The 16,474-nt window shown below is 63.8% G+C and carries 17 protein-coding genes; 14 read left to right on the plus strand and 3 right to left on the minus strand.

Annotated features, from left to right (window positions below; translation table 11 throughout):
- Window positions 1–9 precede the first annotated feature (9 nt).
- Window positions 10–681, plus strand: a complete 672-nt coding sequence (locus OSJ75_RS20110) for an aldolase (protein ID WP_267229264.1) — start codon at window positions 10–12, stop codon at window positions 679–681.
- Window positions 682–687: 6 nt separating this feature from the next.
- Here OSJ75_RS20110 and OSJ75_RS20115 read toward each other — a convergent pair whose 3' ends face one another.
- Window positions 688–1,371, minus strand: a complete 684-nt coding sequence (locus OSJ75_RS20115) for a GntR family transcriptional regulator (protein ID WP_250014873.1) — start codon at window positions 1,369–1,371, stop codon at window positions 688–690.
- A gap of 222 nt (window positions 1,372–1,593) precedes the next feature.
- On the opposite strand from OSJ75_RS20115, the gene OSJ75_RS20120 reads away from it, so the two are divergent.
- From OSJ75_RS20120 to OSJ75_RS20150, 7 genes are all read left to right on the plus strand, one after another.
- The gene (locus OSJ75_RS20120; RefSeq protein ID WP_267229266.1) at window positions 1,594–2,655 is read left to right on the plus strand and encodes a 4-hydroxythreonine-4-phosphate dehydrogenase PdxA; all 1,062 of its coding nucleotides are present in this window, start codon (window positions 1,594–1,596) and stop codon (window positions 2,653–2,655) included.
- Window positions 2,656–2,721: 66 nt separating this feature from the next.
- Window positions 2,722–3,705 carry a Bug family tripartite tricarboxylate transporter substrate binding protein gene (locus OSJ75_RS20125; protein WP_267229267.1) on the plus strand — a complete coding sequence of 328 codons (984 nt, stop codon included), beginning with the start codon at window positions 2,722–2,724 and terminating at the stop codon, window positions 3,703–3,705.
- 63 nt (window positions 3,706–3,768) lie between these two features.
- Entirely contained in the window at window positions 3,769–4,269 is a 501-nt protein-coding gene (locus OSJ75_RS20130; RefSeq protein WP_250014866.1) for a tripartite tricarboxylate transporter TctB family protein, read from the plus strand.
- Between the two features lie 55 nt (window positions 4,270–4,324).
- Window positions 4,325–5,842: a tripartite tricarboxylate transporter permease gene (locus OSJ75_RS20135; protein ID WP_250014864.1), complete on the plus strand. Its 1,518-nt coding sequence runs from the start codon at window positions 4,325–4,327 to the stop codon at window positions 5,840–5,842.
- A gap of 34 nt (window positions 5,843–5,876) precedes the next feature.
- Window positions 5,877–7,253: an NAD(P)H-dependent oxidoreductase gene (locus OSJ75_RS20140; protein WP_267229268.1), complete on the plus strand. Its 1,377-nt coding sequence runs from the start codon at window positions 5,877–5,879 to the stop codon at window positions 7,251–7,253.
- 185 nt (window positions 7,254–7,438) lie between these two features.
- Window positions 7,439–9,223: an acyl-CoA dehydrogenase gene (locus OSJ75_RS20145; protein WP_267229269.1), complete on the plus strand. Its 1,785-nt coding sequence runs from the start codon at window positions 7,439–7,441 to the stop codon at window positions 9,221–9,223.
- An 8-nt stretch (window positions 9,224–9,231) separates the two neighbouring features.
- Window positions 9,232–9,984, plus strand: coding sequence for a crotonase/enoyl-CoA hydratase family protein (locus OSJ75_RS20150; RefSeq protein WP_267229270.1), 753 nt, complete (start codon window positions 9,232–9,234; stop codon window positions 9,982–9,984).
- Window positions 9,985–9,999: 15 nt separating this feature from the next.
- Here OSJ75_RS20150 and pdxH read toward each other — a convergent pair whose 3' ends face one another.
- Window positions 10,000–10,611 (minus strand): pyridoxamine 5'-phosphate oxidase, encoded by a 612-nt coding sequence (gene pdxH, locus OSJ75_RS20155; RefSeq protein WP_267229271.1) that lies wholly within the window; start codon window positions 10,609–10,611, stop codon window positions 10,000–10,002.
- A 176-nt stretch (window positions 10,612–10,787) separates the two neighbouring features.
- Here pdxH and OSJ75_RS20160 point away from each other — a divergent pair, with 176 nt between their 5' ends.
- The 4 genes from OSJ75_RS20160 (at window position 10,788) to OSJ75_RS20175 (ending at window position 13,709) form a co-directional block, all read left to right on the plus strand.
- Window positions 10,788–11,138 carry an RT0821/Lpp0805 family surface protein gene (locus OSJ75_RS20160; protein WP_267229272.1) on the plus strand — a complete coding sequence of 117 codons (351 nt, stop codon included), beginning with the start codon at window positions 10,788–10,790 and terminating at the stop codon, window positions 11,136–11,138.
- Window positions 11,139–11,260: 122 nt separating this feature from the next.
- Window positions 11,261–12,178: a J domain-containing protein gene (locus OSJ75_RS20165; protein WP_267229273.1), complete on the plus strand. Its 918-nt coding sequence runs from the start codon at window positions 11,261–11,263 to the stop codon at window positions 12,176–12,178.
- A gap of 109 nt (window positions 12,179–12,287) precedes the next feature.
- Window positions 12,288–13,106, plus strand: a complete 819-nt coding sequence (gene fabI, locus OSJ75_RS20170; RefSeq protein ID WP_250014854.1) for an enoyl-ACP reductase FabI — start codon at window positions 12,288–12,290, stop codon at window positions 13,104–13,106.
- A gap of 12 nt (window positions 13,107–13,118) precedes the next feature.
- A complete protein-coding gene (locus OSJ75_RS20175; RefSeq protein WP_250015436.1) occupies window positions 13,119–13,709 on the plus strand; it encodes a histidine phosphatase family protein in 591 nt (196 codons plus the stop codon).
- 6 nt (window positions 13,710–13,715) lie between these two features.
- On the opposite strand, the gene OSJ75_RS20180 is transcribed toward OSJ75_RS20175, so the two are convergent.
- Window positions 13,716–13,979: a DUF1344 domain-containing protein gene (locus tag OSJ75_RS20180; RefSeq protein WP_250014853.1), complete on the minus strand. Its 264-nt coding sequence runs from the start codon at window positions 13,977–13,979 to the stop codon at window positions 13,716–13,718.
- A 167-nt stretch (window positions 13,980–14,146) separates the two neighbouring features.
- Between OSJ75_RS20180 and aroC the strand changes: the two genes are divergently transcribed.
- Both aroC and ribB read left to right on the plus strand, forming a co-directional pair.
- Window positions 14,147–15,241 (plus strand): chorismate synthase, encoded by a 1,095-nt coding sequence (gene aroC / locus OSJ75_RS20185; RefSeq protein ID WP_250014852.1) that lies wholly within the window; start codon window positions 14,147–14,149, stop codon window positions 15,239–15,241.
- 12 nt (window positions 15,242–15,253) lie between these two features.
- Window positions 15,254–16,357 carry a 3,4-dihydroxy-2-butanone-4-phosphate synthase gene (gene ribB, locus OSJ75_RS20190; protein ID WP_250014850.1) on the plus strand — a complete coding sequence of 368 codons (1,104 nt, stop codon included), beginning with the start codon at window positions 15,254–15,256 and terminating at the stop codon, window positions 16,355–16,357.
- Window positions 16,358–16,474 lie beyond the last annotated feature (117 nt).

Below are 16,474 nucleotides of genomic sequence, written 5' to 3' on the forward strand. Positions count from 1 at the left end.
AGGGACATCATGTCCGATACCCGCCTGCGCGAAGAAATCTGCCGCTATGGAAGGTCGCTGTTCGAGCGGGGCCTGACGCCGGGCTCCTCCGGCAATATTTCGCTGCGGCTCGACGATGGCGGCTGGCTGGTCACGCCGACGAATGCCTCGCTGGGATTTCTCGATCCGGCGCGCATTTCGCGGCTCGATGGTTCAGGGAACCTCGTTTCCGGCGACAAGCCGACCAAGGAAATCCCGCTTCATACGGCGCTCTATGACAGCCGCACCAGCGCCCGCGCCATCGTCCATCTCCATTCGACGCATGCGGTGGCGCTGACCATGCTGCCGGAGATCGACCCGCGCGCGGCGCTGCCGCCGATGACGCCCTATTATCTGATGCGGGCCGGGCAGACGGCATTGATCCCCTATTATCGTCCGGGCGATCCGGCCGTGGCCGATGCCATTCGCGGCCTTGCCGGGCGCTATTCGTCGGTGTTGCTGGCCAATCATGGGCCGGTCGTCGCCGGCGACAGTCTGGAAGCGGCGGTCTTCGCCACCGAGGAACTGGAGGAGACGGCGAAGCTCTATCTGCTCCTGCGCAATCTCAATCCGCGCTATCTTTCACCGGGGCAGGTGGCCGATCTGGAGCGCACATTCGGCCTCGACCTGCCGGTCGCGCACGATCACCACGATCACGAGTGATTGCCGTCAGAGCACCGACTTCACCCGCTCCCAGCCATTGGCGAGATGAACGTCGAGTTCACGGGCGAGCGTCTCGGCGTCGCGCCGTTCGAGCGCGGCCATGATGCGCTCATGCTCGGCAACCGCATTGGCCCAGCGCTCCGGCCCCTCATGCCCGATGAAGCGGATGCGCTTCACCCGCGATTGCAGCAATCCATGCACTTCCGCCAGCGGCGCATTGTCGGCAAGGGCGACGATGCCGGTGTGGATCTGCTGGTTCAACTTGTAATATTCGAGCCGCTCGCCGGCCTCGTAATGCCGGACCATCGCATCATGCAGCAGCCGCAATCCGGCGATGCCCTCGTCGCTGGCGATGGCGCAGGCGATGCGCCCGGCAAGCATCTCCATCGACCTGATGACGATGAGCATGTCCTCGATGTCTTTCGGCGAGAAGCGCTTCACCACCGCGCCACGGCTGGGCACGAGCTCGACAAGGCCCTCGCTGGCGAGAAACTTCAACGCTTCCCGCAGCGGCGTCCGCGATACGCCGAGCTCCTCGCCGAGCTGGTTCTCATAGATGCGCTCGCCGGGCTGCAGATCGCCCTCGATGATCATGTCGCGCAGCCGGGTGACGATTTCTCCATGCAGGGACTGGCGCGAAATGGTGGCGACCGCGCGGCGCCCCGCCGGCTCAACGACTTCCGATGCCATTCAATCCTCCATCCCTGTGCTGCCCATGGGGGCGGCCTGTGCTGCCCGTGCCGGCGGCCTGTGCTGCCCATACGAGCGCCGAATCTGGCGCATTCTCGCATTTGTCGCGGCAAAATGATACTGGGCTTAATACGCTATTTTTAATACTGTATACAAAATACTTGCAAAGCGGGGAATATGATCGTAGTCGTTGGGGAACCGGACGAAGAGGGAGGTTTTTGGATGGCGCAGAACAACAGGCCTGTTGGCGGCGGGGACCAGCGTCCCGTATTGGCCCTTGCCATGGGTGACCCCGCAGGCATCAGCTCGGAACTGGCTGCGCGTCTTCTTTCCCTTGCCGACATTCGCGAGATTGCGCATTTCGTCGTCGTCGGCGACAGGCGCATATTGGAAGACGGGGCGAAGATCGCCGGCGTCGAACTCGATATCGATTACCGGGGCGAAGACAGTTTCTCCACCGAACCCGCCGAGAGGCCCGTATTCGTCGATCTCGGCCATCTCGATCCGGCCGATGTCGTCGTCGGCGAGGCGACGCTTGCGGGCGGTACCTTCGCCACGCGCAATTTCCGTCTGGCGCTGGAGCTTGCCGATGCCGGCCGCGTCGACGGCGTATGCTTCACGCCCTTCAACAAGAAGGCCATGCGCTATGCCTATCCGGGCTATGACGACGAAATCCGCTTCGTCTCCGACGTGCTTTCCTTCAAGGGCAAGATGCGCGAATTCAACGTGCTCGAGCGCATCTGGAATGCCCGCGTAACGTCTCACATCCCGCTTTCCGCCGTGTCCTCGCATATCAGCGAGGAGGCCATACTGGCCGAGATCGACCTGACCAGCGCCTGCCTGCGGCTCGCGGGCATCGACAAGCCGCGGATCGCGGTCGCCGGGCTCAATCCCCATGCGGGCGATGGCGGCAGTTTCGGTCGCGAGGAGATCGACGTGATCGAACCCGCCGTCGCGCGTGCCAGGGCCCAGGGCTATGCCGTCGATGGACCGTTTCCCGCCGATACGGTGTTCCTGCGGGCGCTGAAGGAGGGATTCCACGCGGTGCTGACCATGTATCATGACCAGGGCCAGATCGCGATGAAGATGATGGGCTTCGACAAGGGCGTCACGATGATGGGCGGGCTGCCGTTCCCGCTCTGCACGCCGGCGCATGGCACGGCCTATGACATTGCCCGCCAGGGCGTCGCCGATATCGGCGCGACGCGCGAGGCCATCCTGCTCGCAGCGCGCATGGCTGTCCGCCAGGCGCGGCAGAGGGAGGCAGACCGCAAGACTGCTTGATGAAGACGGGACCCGCTGCCGGGTAGGAGCTTGCGGCAGGGGACCGATAACCGGGAGGAACCGAAAATGCTGAAACAGATTACCCTCGCGCTTGCCCTTGCCGTGTCGGCAGTGCCGGCACTCGCATTCGAGCCGACGCGGCCGGTGGAGTTCGTCGTCACCTCGGGGCCGGGCGGCGGCACCGACAATTTCGCACGGACCGTGCAGGCGATCATCGGCAAGCACAAGCTGATGAAGGCGCCGATCGTCGTCACCAACAAGGGCGGCGGCAGCGGTGCGGAAGGCTTCGTCTATGCCGCCGGCTACAAGGCCGATCCCTACAAGCTGACCTTCGGCACCAATAATGAATATCTCCTGCCGAGCGTCGCCGAGGTGCCCTATGCGCCGGAGGACCTGACGCCGGTCGCGGCCATGGCGCTCGACGAATTCCTGATCTGGGTCAACGGCCAGTCCGAATATGCCGATGTGAAGGCCTTCCTGGATGCGGCCAAGGCCAAGCCGCAGGCGGTGCAGTTCGGCGGCAGCCAGTCGAAGGACACCGACCAGATCCTCGTATCATCCATTGGCGAGACCACGGGGGCGGAATTCCGCTACATTCCGTTCAAGAGCGGCGGCGAGGCCGGCGTGCAGCTCGCGGGCGGGCATATCGACGCCAATGTGAACAATCCCAACGAGAATCGCGGCCAGTGGCAGGCGGGAATGGTGAAGCCGCTCTGCGTGTTCCGCCCCGACCGTTTTCCGAAGAGCGACGCGGTGCATGACGGCAAGGGCTGGCACGATATCCCCACCTGCGCCGAAGCCGGTCTCGGCATCGACAGCTACCGCATGCCGCGCACCGTCTGGCTGCCGGGCGGCGTCGATGCGGAGGCAGTCGCCTTCTACCAGGACGTGCTGAAAAAGGTTTCGGAAACGCCGGAATGGGCGGAATATATCGCCAAGACCTCGCAGACGGCGCAATTCATGGCCGGGGACGACTTCAAGTCCTACCAGGCCAAGGACCGCGAAAACGTGGTCAAGGTGCTTGAGCGCGAAGGCTGGCTGGTCAAGTAGCCACCTACCTCCATCGGGTGCCGCCATGCGCGGCGCCCGACAAGGCACGCATGGGAGAAAAGCATGGCCGCGTCCGAAAAATCCTCATTGTCCCGCAGGACCATGGAAATCGTTACCGCGCTGATTACAGCCGGCGCCGGTCTCGCCGTTTGCTACGGATCGTGGAAAAGCGGCATCGGCTGGAGCGAAACAGGGCCGGAGGCCGGGTATTTCCCGTTCTATATCGGCGTCCTCATCGTGTTCGGCAGCCTCGTGACGCTGCTGCGGACCATGTTCTTCTACCGGCACGAGGGCGAGATATTCCTCGACATGGAAAAGGCGAAGCCGGTGCTCGGCTTCTTCCTGCCGATCATCGGCTTCATCGTCGTCTCGCTTCTCCTCGGGCTCTATGTCGGCACCGCGCTCTACATATTCGGCTTCATGACCTGGCAGGGCGGTTATCGCTGGTGGATATCGCTGCTCACCGGCCTTGTCGTGATCGTGCTGTTCTATCTGGTCTTCGAGATCGGGTTCCAGGTTCCGCTGCTCAAGGGACCGCTGGAAAACGCCATCGGGCTTTACTGACGGCCGCAGGGCCAGGCTGCCTGCCATAGCATCGGAATTCGGGAGGAAAACGACAATGGGCAATATCGGCTATCTGATGGACGGCTTCGCCACCGTCATCACCGCCCATCACATCGTCATCATGATCATCGGGGTCATGCTTGGTATCCTCGTCGGCGTGCTGCCGGGGCTCGGAGCGCCGAACGGCGTCTCGCTGCTGTTGCCGCTGACCTTCACCATGGACCCGATTTCGGCGATCATCCTGTTGTCCTGCATGTATTGGGGCGCGCTCTTCGGCGGCTCCACCACATCGATCCTCTTCAACATTCCGGGCGAGCCGTCCTCCGTCGCCACCACCTTCGACGGCTACCCGATGGCGCGCAATGGCGAGGCGACGCGCGCCCTGACGCTCGCCTTCATGTCGGCCGGCATCGGCGCGCTGGCCGGCGTCGTCATGATCACGCTGCTTTCCGGCTGGGTCGCGCGCTTTGCGTTGCAGTTCTCGTCGCCGGAATTCTTCGGCGTCTATTTCCTCGCCTTCGCCAGCTTCATCGGCATGAGTTCCAGCGCGCCATCCAAGTCGCTGGTCATGATGATGCTGGGCTTCGCCTTCGCCACCGTCGGCATGGATACGATCTCCGGCGGGCTGCGCCTGACATTCGGCATACCGGACCTCATCAAGGGCGTGTCGTTCCTCGTCGCGGTCATGGGGCTGTTCGGCATCGGCGAACTGCTGTTGACGACGGAAGAGGGCCTGCGCTTCGAGGGCATAAAGGCCCGCGTGCGCCCGATGGACGTGCTGCGGACGCTGAAGGAAATGCCGCGCTATGCCTGGTCCATCCTGCGCTCGACCGTCATCGGCATCTGGATGGGCATCACGCCGGCCGGGCCGACGGCTGCGTCGTTCATGAGCTACGGCCTTGCCCGCCGCTTCGCCAGGGACAAGTCGCAATTCGGCAAGGGCGACCCGCGCGGCATCGTCTCGCCCGAGACCGCCGACCATTCGGCCGGCACATCGGCGCTGTTGCCCATGCTCGCCCTCGGCGTTCCGGGCTCCGCCACCGCTGCCGTCATGATGGGCGGATTGATGATCTGGGGCATGACGCCGGGGCCGATGCTCTTCATCGACAGGCCGGATTTCGTCTGGGGCCTGATCGCCTCCATGTATCTCGGCAATGTGGTGGCGGTGATACTGGTGCTGGCAACCGTGCCGCTCTACGCCTCGATCCTGCGCGTTCCCTTCGCCATCGTCGGGCCGGTGATCGTCGCCATCATCTTCTCCGGCGCCTATCAGATCGCCAACTCCACCTTCGACATGTGGCTCGTGCTCGGCTTCGGCGTGTTCGGCTATCTGTTCAAGAAGCTCGACTATCCGATTGCGCCGCTGGTCCTCGCCATGGTGCTCGGCGACAAGGCGGAGGACGCGTTCCGCCAGTCCATGCTGATGTCGAACGGCTCGCTGTCGATCTTCTGGTCCAACCCCCTCGTCAGCGGGATCATGGCGATCGGCCTGCTCATGCTCGCCTGGCCGCTGATCGCCAAGGCCATCGGCCTGCGCAATCTGCGCCGCCGGCCGGCGCAACGCTCCGCCTGACCCGCCAAATATCGCAAAGAAGGATCGCTTCGGCATGAATTTTCATGAGTATTTCTCCGGCGCCTCGCGCCCGGTCGAAACATGTATCGTCGGCACGGGCGGATTTGGCCGCAGCTTCCTGGCGCAGAGCCGTCACGTTCCGCTGATGAACAGCCGCATCGCCGTCGATCTCGACAGCGCCACGGCGGCGGCGGCGCTGCGATCCCTCGGCATCGCGGCCATCGCCGAATGCGCCAGCCCGGAAGAGGCGAGCAGCGCCTGGAGCGCCGGAAAGGCAATTGCGGCGGGCGATCTCGCCCATGTGGTGCATCTTCCCTTCGACGTTCTGGTCGAGGCGACCGGGCATCCCGAAGGCGGCGCGCGGCATGTCGATCTCGCCATCCGCAACGGCAAGCATGTGGCGCTGGTGTCGAAGGAGGTCGACAGCGTCGTCGGCCCCGGTCTCGCCTGGCGGGCCGGAGCGGCGGGGAGGGTGGTGACGCCGGTAGACGGCGATCAGCCAAGCCTGCTGATCGGCCTCGTCACCTGGGCGGAAACCCTCGGCTTCGAAATCATCTGCGCCGGAAAATCCAGCGAATATGATTTCGTCTACGACCCGGCGACCGGGCTCCTTGCCAGCAACGGCCAGGAGATCGAGGCGGCGGCTCTCGGCGATTGCCTCGATCTTGGCGACCGCGATGCCGCCGAGCTGGTGGCGGCCCGTTCCATCGCCGCGTCCCGGCTGCCGCAGCGCGCGGTTCCCGATCTGTGCGAACTCGCGGTGACGTCCCATTCCGTCGATCTCGTTCCCGACCGGCCGGATCTTCATTGCCCGATCGCGCGGATCGGCGAAGTGCCATCGCTGTTCTCGACGCGCGCCGAGGGCGGCCTGCTTCGCGGCGATCGCCGTCTCGACGTGTTCCATTGCCTGCGCCTGCCGGGCGAGGTCAGCTTTGCCGGCGGCGTCTTCGTGGTCATCCGCTGCGACGATGCCACGAGCTGGGAGCTTCTCGCCGGCAAAGGCCATGTCATCAGCCGCAACGGCACGGCGGCGATGATCTACCTGCCGCGCCATCTGCTGGGGCTCGAGGCCGCGACAAGCGTTCTCGAAGCCGGCCTGAAGGGCCGTTCGAGCGGCGCCGCAGAGCCACGGCCGCGCCTCGACCTCATCGCCGTTGCCGATGCCGACATCGCTGCCGGCACGGTCCTGTCGGCCACCGGTCACCACCATGCGATCGCCAATCTCTCCTCCGCGCTGGTGCCGGCGGCGCCTGTCGCCGATGGCGAGGCCGCGCCATTCTACCTGGTCGCCAACCGGCGTCTCATTCGCGACGTGAAAGCCGGCGATCCGGTCCGTCTCGACGATGTGGAGCTGGGCGGTTCGCTGCTCTTGGCGCTGCGCCGGGACCAGGACGCGCAGTTTTTCGGCTGAACGCAGCCAAGGGCGCGTCAGTGCGTGCCGGCCTCGCCGCCGATCCATCCGGCCGGATGGGTGCGGCCGGTTACGGCAAAATGCCGGCTCCATCGAAAAAGCTTACGTTTACGTAAAAATGCACTTGCCTTTGCGCGTTCCGCCGTTTCAAAGTGCGCCAGCATGACGGATGAGGAGACTTTGACATGTACCGCGCGCCGGTGGAGGAAATCGCCCATTGCCTGAAACAGGTCGCAGGGCTCGAAGCAGCCATTGAACAGGGCCGGTTCGGCGAGCTTTCCAGCGATCTCGTCGATGCGATCCTGGAAGAGGCCGGGCGTTTCGCCTCGCAGCGCGTCGCACCGCTGCTGCGCGTCGGCGACGAGCATGGTACGCCGTTGGCCGATGGCAAGATCACCATGCCGCCCGGCTGGAAGGACGTCTACCGCGAGTGGACCGAAGGCGGCTGGAATGCGCTGACCGGCGACGAGCGCCATGGCGGGCAGGGCCTGCCGATGATGCTGGCCATCGCGACCTTCGAAATGTGGAATTCCGGATCCATGGCCTTCGGCATAGGGCCGACGCTGACGCTCGGCGCGATCGAGGCGCTCGAAGCCCACGCCACCGAGGAACTGCAACGGAAATATCTGCCGAAGCTCGTTTCCGGCGAGTGGATGGGGACGATGAACCTGACCGAGCCGCAGGCCGGATCGGATGTCGGTGCGCTGCGCTGCCGCGCGGAACGAAGCGATGACGGCACCTATCGCCTGTTCGGCAGCAAGATATTCATTACCTATGGCGAGCATGACCTTACCGACAATATCATCCATCTGGTGCTGGCGCGGCTTCCCGATGCGCCGGAGGGAAACAAGGGCATTTCCCTGTTTCTCGTGCCGAAGTTCCTCGTCGATGATGATGGTTCGCTCGGCGCCCGCAACGACGTCTTCTGCGGTGGCATCGAGCACAAGCTCGGCATTCACGGCTCGCCCACCTGCACCATGATCTATGGCGATGGCTTTGCCGGCGAGCCCGGCGCCATCGGCTGGCTCATCGGCGAGGAGAATCGCGGCCTCGCCTGCATGTTCACCATGATGAACAATGCGCGGCTTGCGGTCGGCATCCAGGGCGTCGCGGTGGCCGAGGCGGCCTATCAGCAGGCGCTGGCCTATGCGCAGGAGCGCCGGCAGATGCGGGCGCCGGGCTGGACGGGCGAGGGGCCGAGTCCGATCATCGAACATCCGGACGTGCAGCGGACGCTGCTCACCATGAAGGCGCTGACCGGCGCGGCCCGCGGCATTGCCTATAGCTGCGCCCATGCGCTGGACATGGCGAAGACCGGGAAGGCCGATGATGATGCCCACCATGATGCGGGCCATTGGGCCGATCGCGCCAATCTCCTGACGCCCGTCGCCAAGGCGTTCTCCACCGATACAGGCGTCGATGTCGCCTCGCTCGGCATTCAGGTCCATGGCGGCATGGGCTTCATCGAGGAGACCGGCGCCGCCCAGTTCCTGCGCGATTCGCGCATCGCGCCGATCTATGAAGGCACGAACGGCATCCAGGCCATCGATCTCGTGCAGCGGAAGCTGCCGCTCGGCAATGGCGGGCATATTCGCGGCTACATCGCCGAACTGCGCGGCATCGCCGAGGCGGTGCAGGCCTCCGGCGGCGAAGGTTTCGGCGATACGGGCCAGCGGCTGGCGCGCGCTCTCGACGATTTCGAGGCCGCGGCGACCTGGCTGCAGCAGCGGCTGGCGGAGCGGCAGGTAGCGCAGGCGCTGGCCGGCGCGACGCCGTTCCTGCGCCTGTTCGGGCTCGCCGCCGGCGGCGCCTGCCTCGCCAGGGGAGCCCTTTCGTCCGCCGATGCGGGCCGTGTGGCGCTGGCCCGCTTCTTTGCCGAGAACCTGCTTGGCGAAACCACGGCGCTGATGGACCGGGTGGTCAATGGCGCGGAAAGCCTGCTTGCCGCACGAAGCGCACTCGAAACCTAGGAAAGACGATGTCAGACCATATCAAGATCGAACGACAGGGCGCAGTCCAGCTCATCCGGATGAACCGCCCGGAGAAGAAGAACGCCCTGACCCGCGCCATGTATGCCGCCATGACCGCGGCGCTCGTGGACAGCGAGGCCGACGCCTCGATCCGCGCCAATCTCTTTCTCGGCGTTCCCGGCGCCTTCTCCTCCGGCAACGACCTGCAGGATTTCATGGCCTTCGCCATCAGCGGCCAGATGGGCAATGAGGTGTTCGACTTCATCATGGCGCTCGGCCAGGCGCGCAAGCCGCTGCTTGCGGGCGTGGACGGCCTTGCCATCGGCATCGGCGCGACGCTGCATTTCCACTGCGACCTGACCTTCGCCACGCCGCAATCGCTGTTCAGGACGCCCTTCGTCGATCTCGGACTTGTTCCCGAGGCGGCGTCCAGCCTGCTGGGGCCGCGGCTGATGGGCCCGCAGCAGGCTTTCGCTTTCCTGGCCAAGGGCGACGACCTGAGCGCGGAGGAGGCGAAGGCGGCGGGGCTGGTCTACCGGATCGTCGATGCCGCGCAGCTCGAGGAAACCGCGTTGGCGGCGGCGACGGAGATCGCGGCCAAGCCGCCTGAGGCGATGCAGATCACGCGGGACCTGTTGCGCGGCCCGCGCGAGGCCGTGGCCGAACGGATGGCGCTGGAGGCCCGGCATTTCGCCGAGCGCCTGCAATCGGAGGAAGCGCGCGCCGCGATGATGAATTTCCTCGCGCGCAAGAAGGGCTGAGCCGCCCGCCTGCTCTCAAGGATAGAGCCTGGTCTTGCTCCACGGCTCGTCAGGCGAAGAACGCTCGAAAACGACGCGATCATGCAGCCGGAACGGCCGGTCGTGCCAGAATTCGATCGAAATGGGACGGATACGGAAGCCCGACCAGTGGGCGGGGCGCGGAATGTCGCCGACGGCGTAGCGCGCCGTATATTCCGCCACGGCCTTCTCCAGCGCGAAGCGGCTTTCGAGCGGTCGCGACTGCTTCGACGCCCATGCACCGATGCGGCTGCCACGGGGCCGGGTGGCGTAATAGGCATCGGCTTCGGCCGCCGTCACGATCTCGACCGGTCCGCGCACGCGCACCTGCCTGCGCAGCGATTTCCAGTGGAAGCACATGGCTGCCTTCATCGACCCCAGGATCTCGACGCCCTTGCGGCTTTCGAAATTGGTGTAGAAGACGAATCCGTCGCTATCGAAGCCCTTCAGCAGCACCATGCGCACATCCGGCAGGCCATCTTCATCGACCGTCGCCAGCGCCAGCGCGTTCGGATCGTTGGGTTCCGTCTTCGTTGCGTCCTGCAACCATTCCTCGAACAACGCAAAAGGATCGGTTTTTTGCGTGAAGTCATCCATTGTTAACTTCATTTAATTCATAGTCCCATGGTCAATTCGGTTTGGGCTTGTTAAAGAGAGATATGTGTTTGGCGCTTCTACGATCCGATAGCAAGCAGTCCGGAGCAATTATACGGGTTGGCTCGGGCACTTTCCACGGCGGCGTAGTAACGGCGGTCGTAGCGCTATGCCTTCTCTCCGGTTGTGCCATGAAGGGCATCGGCGTCGAGGATGCGGTGCCGGATCAGAGTACCGTGACGGGCTCGGTCGCCTCGCACAAGCCGGTGGACGGACAGACAACTTCCGACCAGAACACCGTGCGCAACATCGTCTCGGCCCTGAATTTCACGCAATGGGGCAACAAGCCCCTGCCATGGTCGAACCCCGAGACCGGCAGCCAGGGCACCATTACCGCCATCGCCGAGAAGAAGGCCGGTGCCGAGCTCTGCCGCGAATTCCAGACCTCGCGCGAATCCTTTGATGGCGTCATGCTCTACAAGGGCGAAACCTGCCTGCAGAATGGCGGCCAGTGGACATTGAAATCCTTCGCTCCTATGTAGGGGTGGACATCAAGATTTTTCGTGTTTTTCATGACACAATATGGAATTTCTTCCTATTTGAGCCCATATAGGCGTGGACTGAATTTCATATCCATTCGCATGTCGCGAGGAAAGGCACACGCATGCGCGATCCCTATAGCGTGCTGGGCGTCGCCAAGACGGCGAAGCCCGAGGAAATAAAATCGGCGTTTCGCAAGCTCGCCAAGAAATATCATCCCGACCAGAATCAGGATGATCCGAAGGCGCAGGCCAAGTTCTCCGAGATAAACCAGGCTTACGAAATCGTCGGCGACAAGGACCGCAGGGCCCAGTTCGACCGCGGCGAGATCGATGGTGAGGGCAAGCAGCGCGCGCCCCATGGCTTCGAAGGTTTCGCCCGCGGCGGCGGCGGCGGCGATCCATTTGCCGGGTTCGGCGGGGGTGGAGCGCGCCCGGGCGGATTCGAGTTCCGCAGCGGCATGGGCGGCTTCGACGCCGAGGACATCCTCAGCAGCCTGTTCGGCGAGACGGCAGGCGCAGGCGGTGCGCGGCGCGGCTCTTCCCGCAAGGGTGCGGACCTGCAGGCCACGATCGACATCACCCTGGAACAGGCCGCCGGTGCCGAGAAGGTGGAGGCGGTGTTCCCGACCGGCAAGCGGCTGGCGATCAAGCTGCCGACGCAGGTGGAGCATGGCCAGACGATTCGCCTCAAGGGCCAGGGCGAGAGCGTTCTCGGCGGAACGCCGGGCGATGCGCTCGTCACCATCCGTTTCCGGCCGCATCCGCGATTCCGCGTCGAGGGCCGCGATCTCCACGCCGACCTGCCGGTTTCGTTGAAGGATGCCGTGCTCGGTTCGCGCCAGGAGGTGGAGACGCTGAACGGGCGCGTCGCGGTGAAGGTCGCGCCGTGGACGAGTTCGGACCGCGTCCTGCGATTGAAGGGCAAGGGCCTGCCCCGCAAGCCGGATGGACATGGCGATCTTTTCGTCCATGTCCGCATCATGCTGCCGGAGAATGGCGATCCCGCACTTGAGGCGTTTCTGCGCCAATCGGAGAGCTAGATCTGCGCACGTTCCGGAAAACCCAAATAGGCTATGACGGCATGGCTTGAAGCCCGGCGCGGGCTGTGCGATACCGCAGTCAATCAGAAGTTACATGAAGGGTTGGTAGATGACCGCCAAAACTGGTTTGATGCAGGGTAAACGCGGGCTTGTCATGGGTGTCGCCAACAATCGCTCGATTGCTTGGGGCATCGCCAAGGCAGCCCATGATGCGGGTGCCGAACTCGCCTTTACCTATCAGGGCGATGCGCTGAAAAAGCGCGTGGAGCCGTTGGCGGAAGAGCTCGGCGCCTATCTTTGCGGCCATTGCGATGTTTCGGATGCCTCGACCATCGATGCCTGCTTTGCGGCGCTCGAACAACATTGGGGCAAGATCGACTTCCTCGTGCACGCCATCGGCTTCTCCGACAAGGACGAGTTGACCGGCCGCTACGTGGACACGTCAGAGGCGAACTTCACCAAGACGATGCTCATCTCCGTCTATTCGTTGACGGCCGTCGCCAAGCGCGCCGAGAAGCTGATGACCGATGGCGGATCGATCCTCACGCTCACCTATTATGGCGCCGAGAAGGTCATGCCCAACTACAATGTCATGGGTGTCGCCAAGGCCGCGCTCGAAGCGAGCGTGAAATATCTCGCCGTCGACCTTGGCCCGGACAATATCCGCGTCAACGCCATTTCGGCCGGCCCGATCAAGACGCTGGCCGCTTCCGGCATCGGCGACTTCCGCTATATCCTGAAGTGGAACGAATATAACGCACCGCTGCGCCGCACGGTGACCATCGAGGAGATCGGCGATGCCGGCCTCTATTTCCTCTCCGACCTTTCGCGCTCGGTCACCGGCGAGGTTCACCACGCCGATAGCGGCTATCACGTCGTGGGCATGAAGGCGGTCGACGCTCCGGACATCTCCGTCGTTAAGGACTGATATCAAGTGAAATTGCCGAGTTCGGTCATCTATTTCTCGCGACACGGCGAGACGGACTGGAATGTGTCCGAGCGCATCCAGGGGCAGGAAGACATCGACATCAATGCCCGCGGCAAGGTGCAGGCCGACCGCAATGGCGACATGATCAAATCGCTGATCGGCGATGGCAGCGGCTTCGATTTCGTCGCAAGCCCACTGCGCCGCACGCGCGAGACGATGGAACGCATCAGGACGCGCATGGGGCTCGACCCGCACGATTATCGCACCGATGCGCGCCTCAAGGAGGTGCATTTCGGCGACTGGCAGGGCTTTATGATCGAGGATATCGCGGCAAGGACGCCGGAACTCGTGGATGCGCGCGCCCGCGACAAGTGGAATTTCGTACCTCCGGGCGCGGCCGCCGAAAGCTATGCGCTGCTCGGCGTGCGTGTCGCCGACTGGCTATCCGAGGTGCGCCAGCCGACGGTCTGCGTCACCCATGGCGGCTGCCTGCGCACCATCTTCCAGATGGTCAATGGCCTCGACGGCCACGATGCCGCCAACATGGCGATCACGCAGGACCATATATTGCGGCTTGAGAACGGTCAGCTGACCTGGATGTGATCCCGCTTACTCGGCCAGATCGGTCGCCTGTTCGATGTCGGTGATGTAGCGCTCCTTGTCGACCACGTCGAACATCAGCGTCACCTTCATGCCCTTCTCGATCGCGCTCAGGTCGAATTCGCCCGGCAGCTTGTAGACTTTGCCATCGTCGAGCGTGATCGTCGAATTGTCCTCGTCGATCTTGGTGATCGTGCCTTGCGCATCGTCAGCAAGGGCACCGACGGGGAAAAGTGAAGCGAAAAACATGAAGGCGGCAACGAAATGGCGCATGGCGGGAACCTCTCGGACAAAATACATATCTGCTATGGCGTCAGTTAGAGCTTTCATTTGTGGCAAAAGAATTGCTTTTTTCGCGCCGGATGAAGGAATTTCACAGGCAGGTTTGACCGCGATGCGAAAGGCTCATAAAACCGCCTCACACAAAGTCGGGTAGGCGCATGTCTCACAATAGTTTCGGTCATCTTTTCCGCGTCACAACTTGGGGCGAAAGCCATGGCATAGCGCTTGGCTGCGTCGTGGACGGCTGCCCGCCCGGCATCAGCTTCACCGAGGCGGAGGTGCAGGCCTATCTCGACAAGCGCAAGCCGGGCCAGTCGAAATTCACCACGCAGCGGCGCGAGCCCGACCAGGTGCGCGTGCTTTCCGGCGTCATGCTGCAGGATGACGGCGTGACCATGATCACCACCGGCACGCCGATCTCCATGATGATCGAGAACACCGACCAGCGCTCGAAGGATTATGGCGACATTGCCCGGCAATATCGGCCCGGCCATGCGGATTACACCTATGACGTGAAATATGGCATCAGGGACTATCGCGGCGGCGGCCGCTCCTCGGCGCGCGAGACGGCCGCGCGGGTGGCTGCCGGGGCGATCGCCCGCAAGGTGGTGCCGGGGCTCGTCGTCCGTGGCGCGCTGGTCAAGATGGGCGTGCACTCGATAGACCGCAGCCGCTGGGATTGGGAAGAGGTGGACAGGAACCCGTTCTTTACACCCGATGCTGGTGCAGTCGATGGCTTTGCAACCTATCTGGACGGTCTTCGCAAGGCGGGCTCGTCCATAGGGGCGGTGATCGAGATCGTTGCCGAAAACGTTCCTGCGGGCCTCGGCGCTCCGGTCTATGCCAAGCTCGACCAGGACATCGCCAGCTATCTGATGTCGATCAATGCGGTGAAGGGCGTCGAGATCGGCGACGGATTTGCCGCGGCCGAGCTTACGGGCGAAGCCAATGCCGACGAGATGCGCATGGGGAATGACGGCAAGCCGATCTTCCTCTCCAATCATGCCGGCGGTATCCTCGGCGGCATATCGAGCGGCGCGCCCATCGTTGCGCGTTTTGCCGTCAAGCCGACATCTTCGATATTGACCCCGCGCCGCAGCATCGATGCCGACGGCCAGCAGGTCGATGTGATGACCAAGGGCAGGCACGATCCCTGCGTCGGCATCCGGGCCGTGCCGATCGGGGAGGCCATGGTGGCCTGCGCGATCGCCGATCATTATCTCAGACATCGCGGCCAGACGGGCCGCATCTAAGGGGGCAACGGAATGGCCTATAATCAGAAGCGTGTCGTGGATGCCCTGCGGGCATTCGAGCGGGGCGAGATCGTCGTCGTCATGGATGATGACGGCCGCGAGAACGAGGGCGACCTGATCGTCGCGGCGGTTCACTGCACGCCCGAGAAGATGGCCTTCATCGTCAGGCATACGTCCGGCATCGTCTGTACGCCGATGACGCGGCAGGAGGCGCGCCGGTTGAACCTCGCGCCGATGGTGGCGGAGAACGACGCGCCGCATTCGACGGCCTTCACCGTCACCGTCGATTACAAGCACGGCACGACCACCGGCATTTCCGCCGACGACCGCACGCTGACGGTGCGCAACCTTGCCAATCCCAATGCCGGCGCCGCGGATTTCGTCCGTCCCGGCCATATTTTCCCGCTCGTCGCCCGTGAAGGCGGGGTGCTGATGCGCTCCGGCCATACGGAAGCGGCGGTCGACCTGTGCAAGCTTGCCGGCCTGCCGCCGATCGGCGTGATCTGCGAACTCGTCAATGATGACGGCTCGGTCATGCGCGGCCCGCAGGTGCAAAACTTCGCCGAGACCCACGATCTGCATCAGGTTACCGTGGCGGACCTCATCGCCTACCGCCAGCGCAAGGAAACCCTGATCGAGCGCATTGGCGAAATCGATGTCGACACCTGCGCCGGCAAGGCGCGCGCCATCACCTATTCGCTGCCGTGGGAGCCGATGCACCATGCGGCGATCGTCTATGGCGACATTCGCGATGGCGAGGATGTTCCGGTGCGATTGCAGCGCGAGGACGTGCTGACGGACGTGTTCGGCGCACGCAACACGCTGGACAGCATCATGAAGCGCATGGCGGAGGAAAAGCGCGGCGTCATCGTCTATCTGCGCGAGGGTTCGGTCGGTGTCGGCAGCGAGGATGATCGCAACCGGGCGCTGCTCCAGGAGCGCGAGGGCCATGCCGAAGCCAAGGTCCGCGACGAGGAATGGCGTCAGATCGGCCTCGGGGCGCAGATATTGAAGGATCTCGGCATTACCTCGATCCGGCTTCTCGCCTCGCGTGAGCGCCATTATGTCGGCCTCGAAGGCTTCGGCATCGAGATCACCCGCACCGAAATCCTCTAACGGGCTTGGGTCCTCGAAGTCTTGGGAAGCGTCGCGCCGGCTGCGCGTCCCATTGCGGTTCGTGCGCCAGACAGGCCCAAATAAGCAAGGAACGATCGGCGAATTTATTGTAACCTC

Origin of the sequence: Phyllobacterium sp. 0TCS1.6A (assembly GCF_026420825.1) — a bacterium.
In the GTDB taxonomy this organism is placed as follows: Bacteria; Pseudomonadota; Alphaproteobacteria; order Rhizobiales; family Rhizobiaceae; genus Phyllobacterium.

Excerpts from the sequence above, each read along its gene's own strand:
- OSJ75_RS20110 (WP_267229264.1), top strand. The coding sequence starts at position 10 with ATGTCCGATACCCGCCTGCGCGAAGAAATCTGCCGCTATGGAAGGTCG.
- OSJ75_RS20115 (WP_250014873.1), bottom strand. The coding sequence starts at position 1,371 with ATGGCATCGGAAGTCGTTGAGCCGGCGGGGCGCCGCGCGGTCGCCACC.
- OSJ75_RS20120 (WP_267229266.1), top strand. The coding sequence starts at position 1,594 with ATGGCGCAGAACAACAGGCCTGTTGGCGGCGGGGACCAGCGTCCCGTA.
- OSJ75_RS20125 (WP_267229267.1), top strand. The coding sequence starts at position 2,722 with ATGCTGAAACAGATTACCCTCGCGCTTGCCCTTGCCGTGTCGGCAGTG.
- OSJ75_RS20130 (WP_250014866.1), top strand. The coding sequence starts at position 3,769 with ATGGCCGCGTCCGAAAAATCCTCATTGTCCCGCAGGACCATGGAAATC.
- OSJ75_RS20135 (WP_250014864.1), top strand. The coding sequence starts at position 4,325 with ATGGGCAATATCGGCTATCTGATGGACGGCTTCGCCACCGTCATCACC.
- OSJ75_RS20140 (WP_267229268.1), top strand. The coding sequence starts at position 5,877 with ATGAATTTTCATGAGTATTTCTCCGGCGCCTCGCGCCCGGTCGAAACA.
- OSJ75_RS20145 (WP_267229269.1), top strand. The coding sequence starts at position 7,439 with ATGTACCGCGCGCCGGTGGAGGAAATCGCCCATTGCCTGAAACAGGTC.
- OSJ75_RS20150 (WP_267229270.1), top strand. The coding sequence starts at position 9,232 with ATGTCAGACCATATCAAGATCGAACGACAGGGCGCAGTCCAGCTCATC.
- pdxH (WP_267229271.1), bottom strand. The coding sequence starts at position 10,611 with ATGAAGTTAACAATGGATGACTTCACGCAAAAAACCGATCCTTTTGCG.
- OSJ75_RS20160 (WP_267229272.1), top strand. The coding sequence starts at position 10,788 with ATGAAGGGCATCGGCGTCGAGGATGCGGTGCCGGATCAGAGTACCGTG.
- OSJ75_RS20165 (WP_267229273.1), top strand. The coding sequence starts at position 11,261 with ATGCGCGATCCCTATAGCGTGCTGGGCGTCGCCAAGACGGCGAAGCCC.
- fabI (WP_250014854.1), top strand. The coding sequence starts at position 12,288 with ATGACCGCCAAAACTGGTTTGATGCAGGGTAAACGCGGGCTTGTCATG.
- OSJ75_RS20180 (WP_250014853.1), bottom strand. The coding sequence starts at position 13,979 with ATGCGCCATTTCGTTGCCGCCTTCATGTTTTTCGCTTCACTTTTCCCC.
- aroC (WP_250014852.1), top strand. The coding sequence starts at position 14,147 with ATGTCTCACAATAGTTTCGGTCATCTTTTCCGCGTCACAACTTGGGGC.
- ribB (WP_250014850.1), top strand. The coding sequence starts at position 15,254 with ATGGCCTATAATCAGAAGCGTGTCGTGGATGCCCTGCGGGCATTCGAG.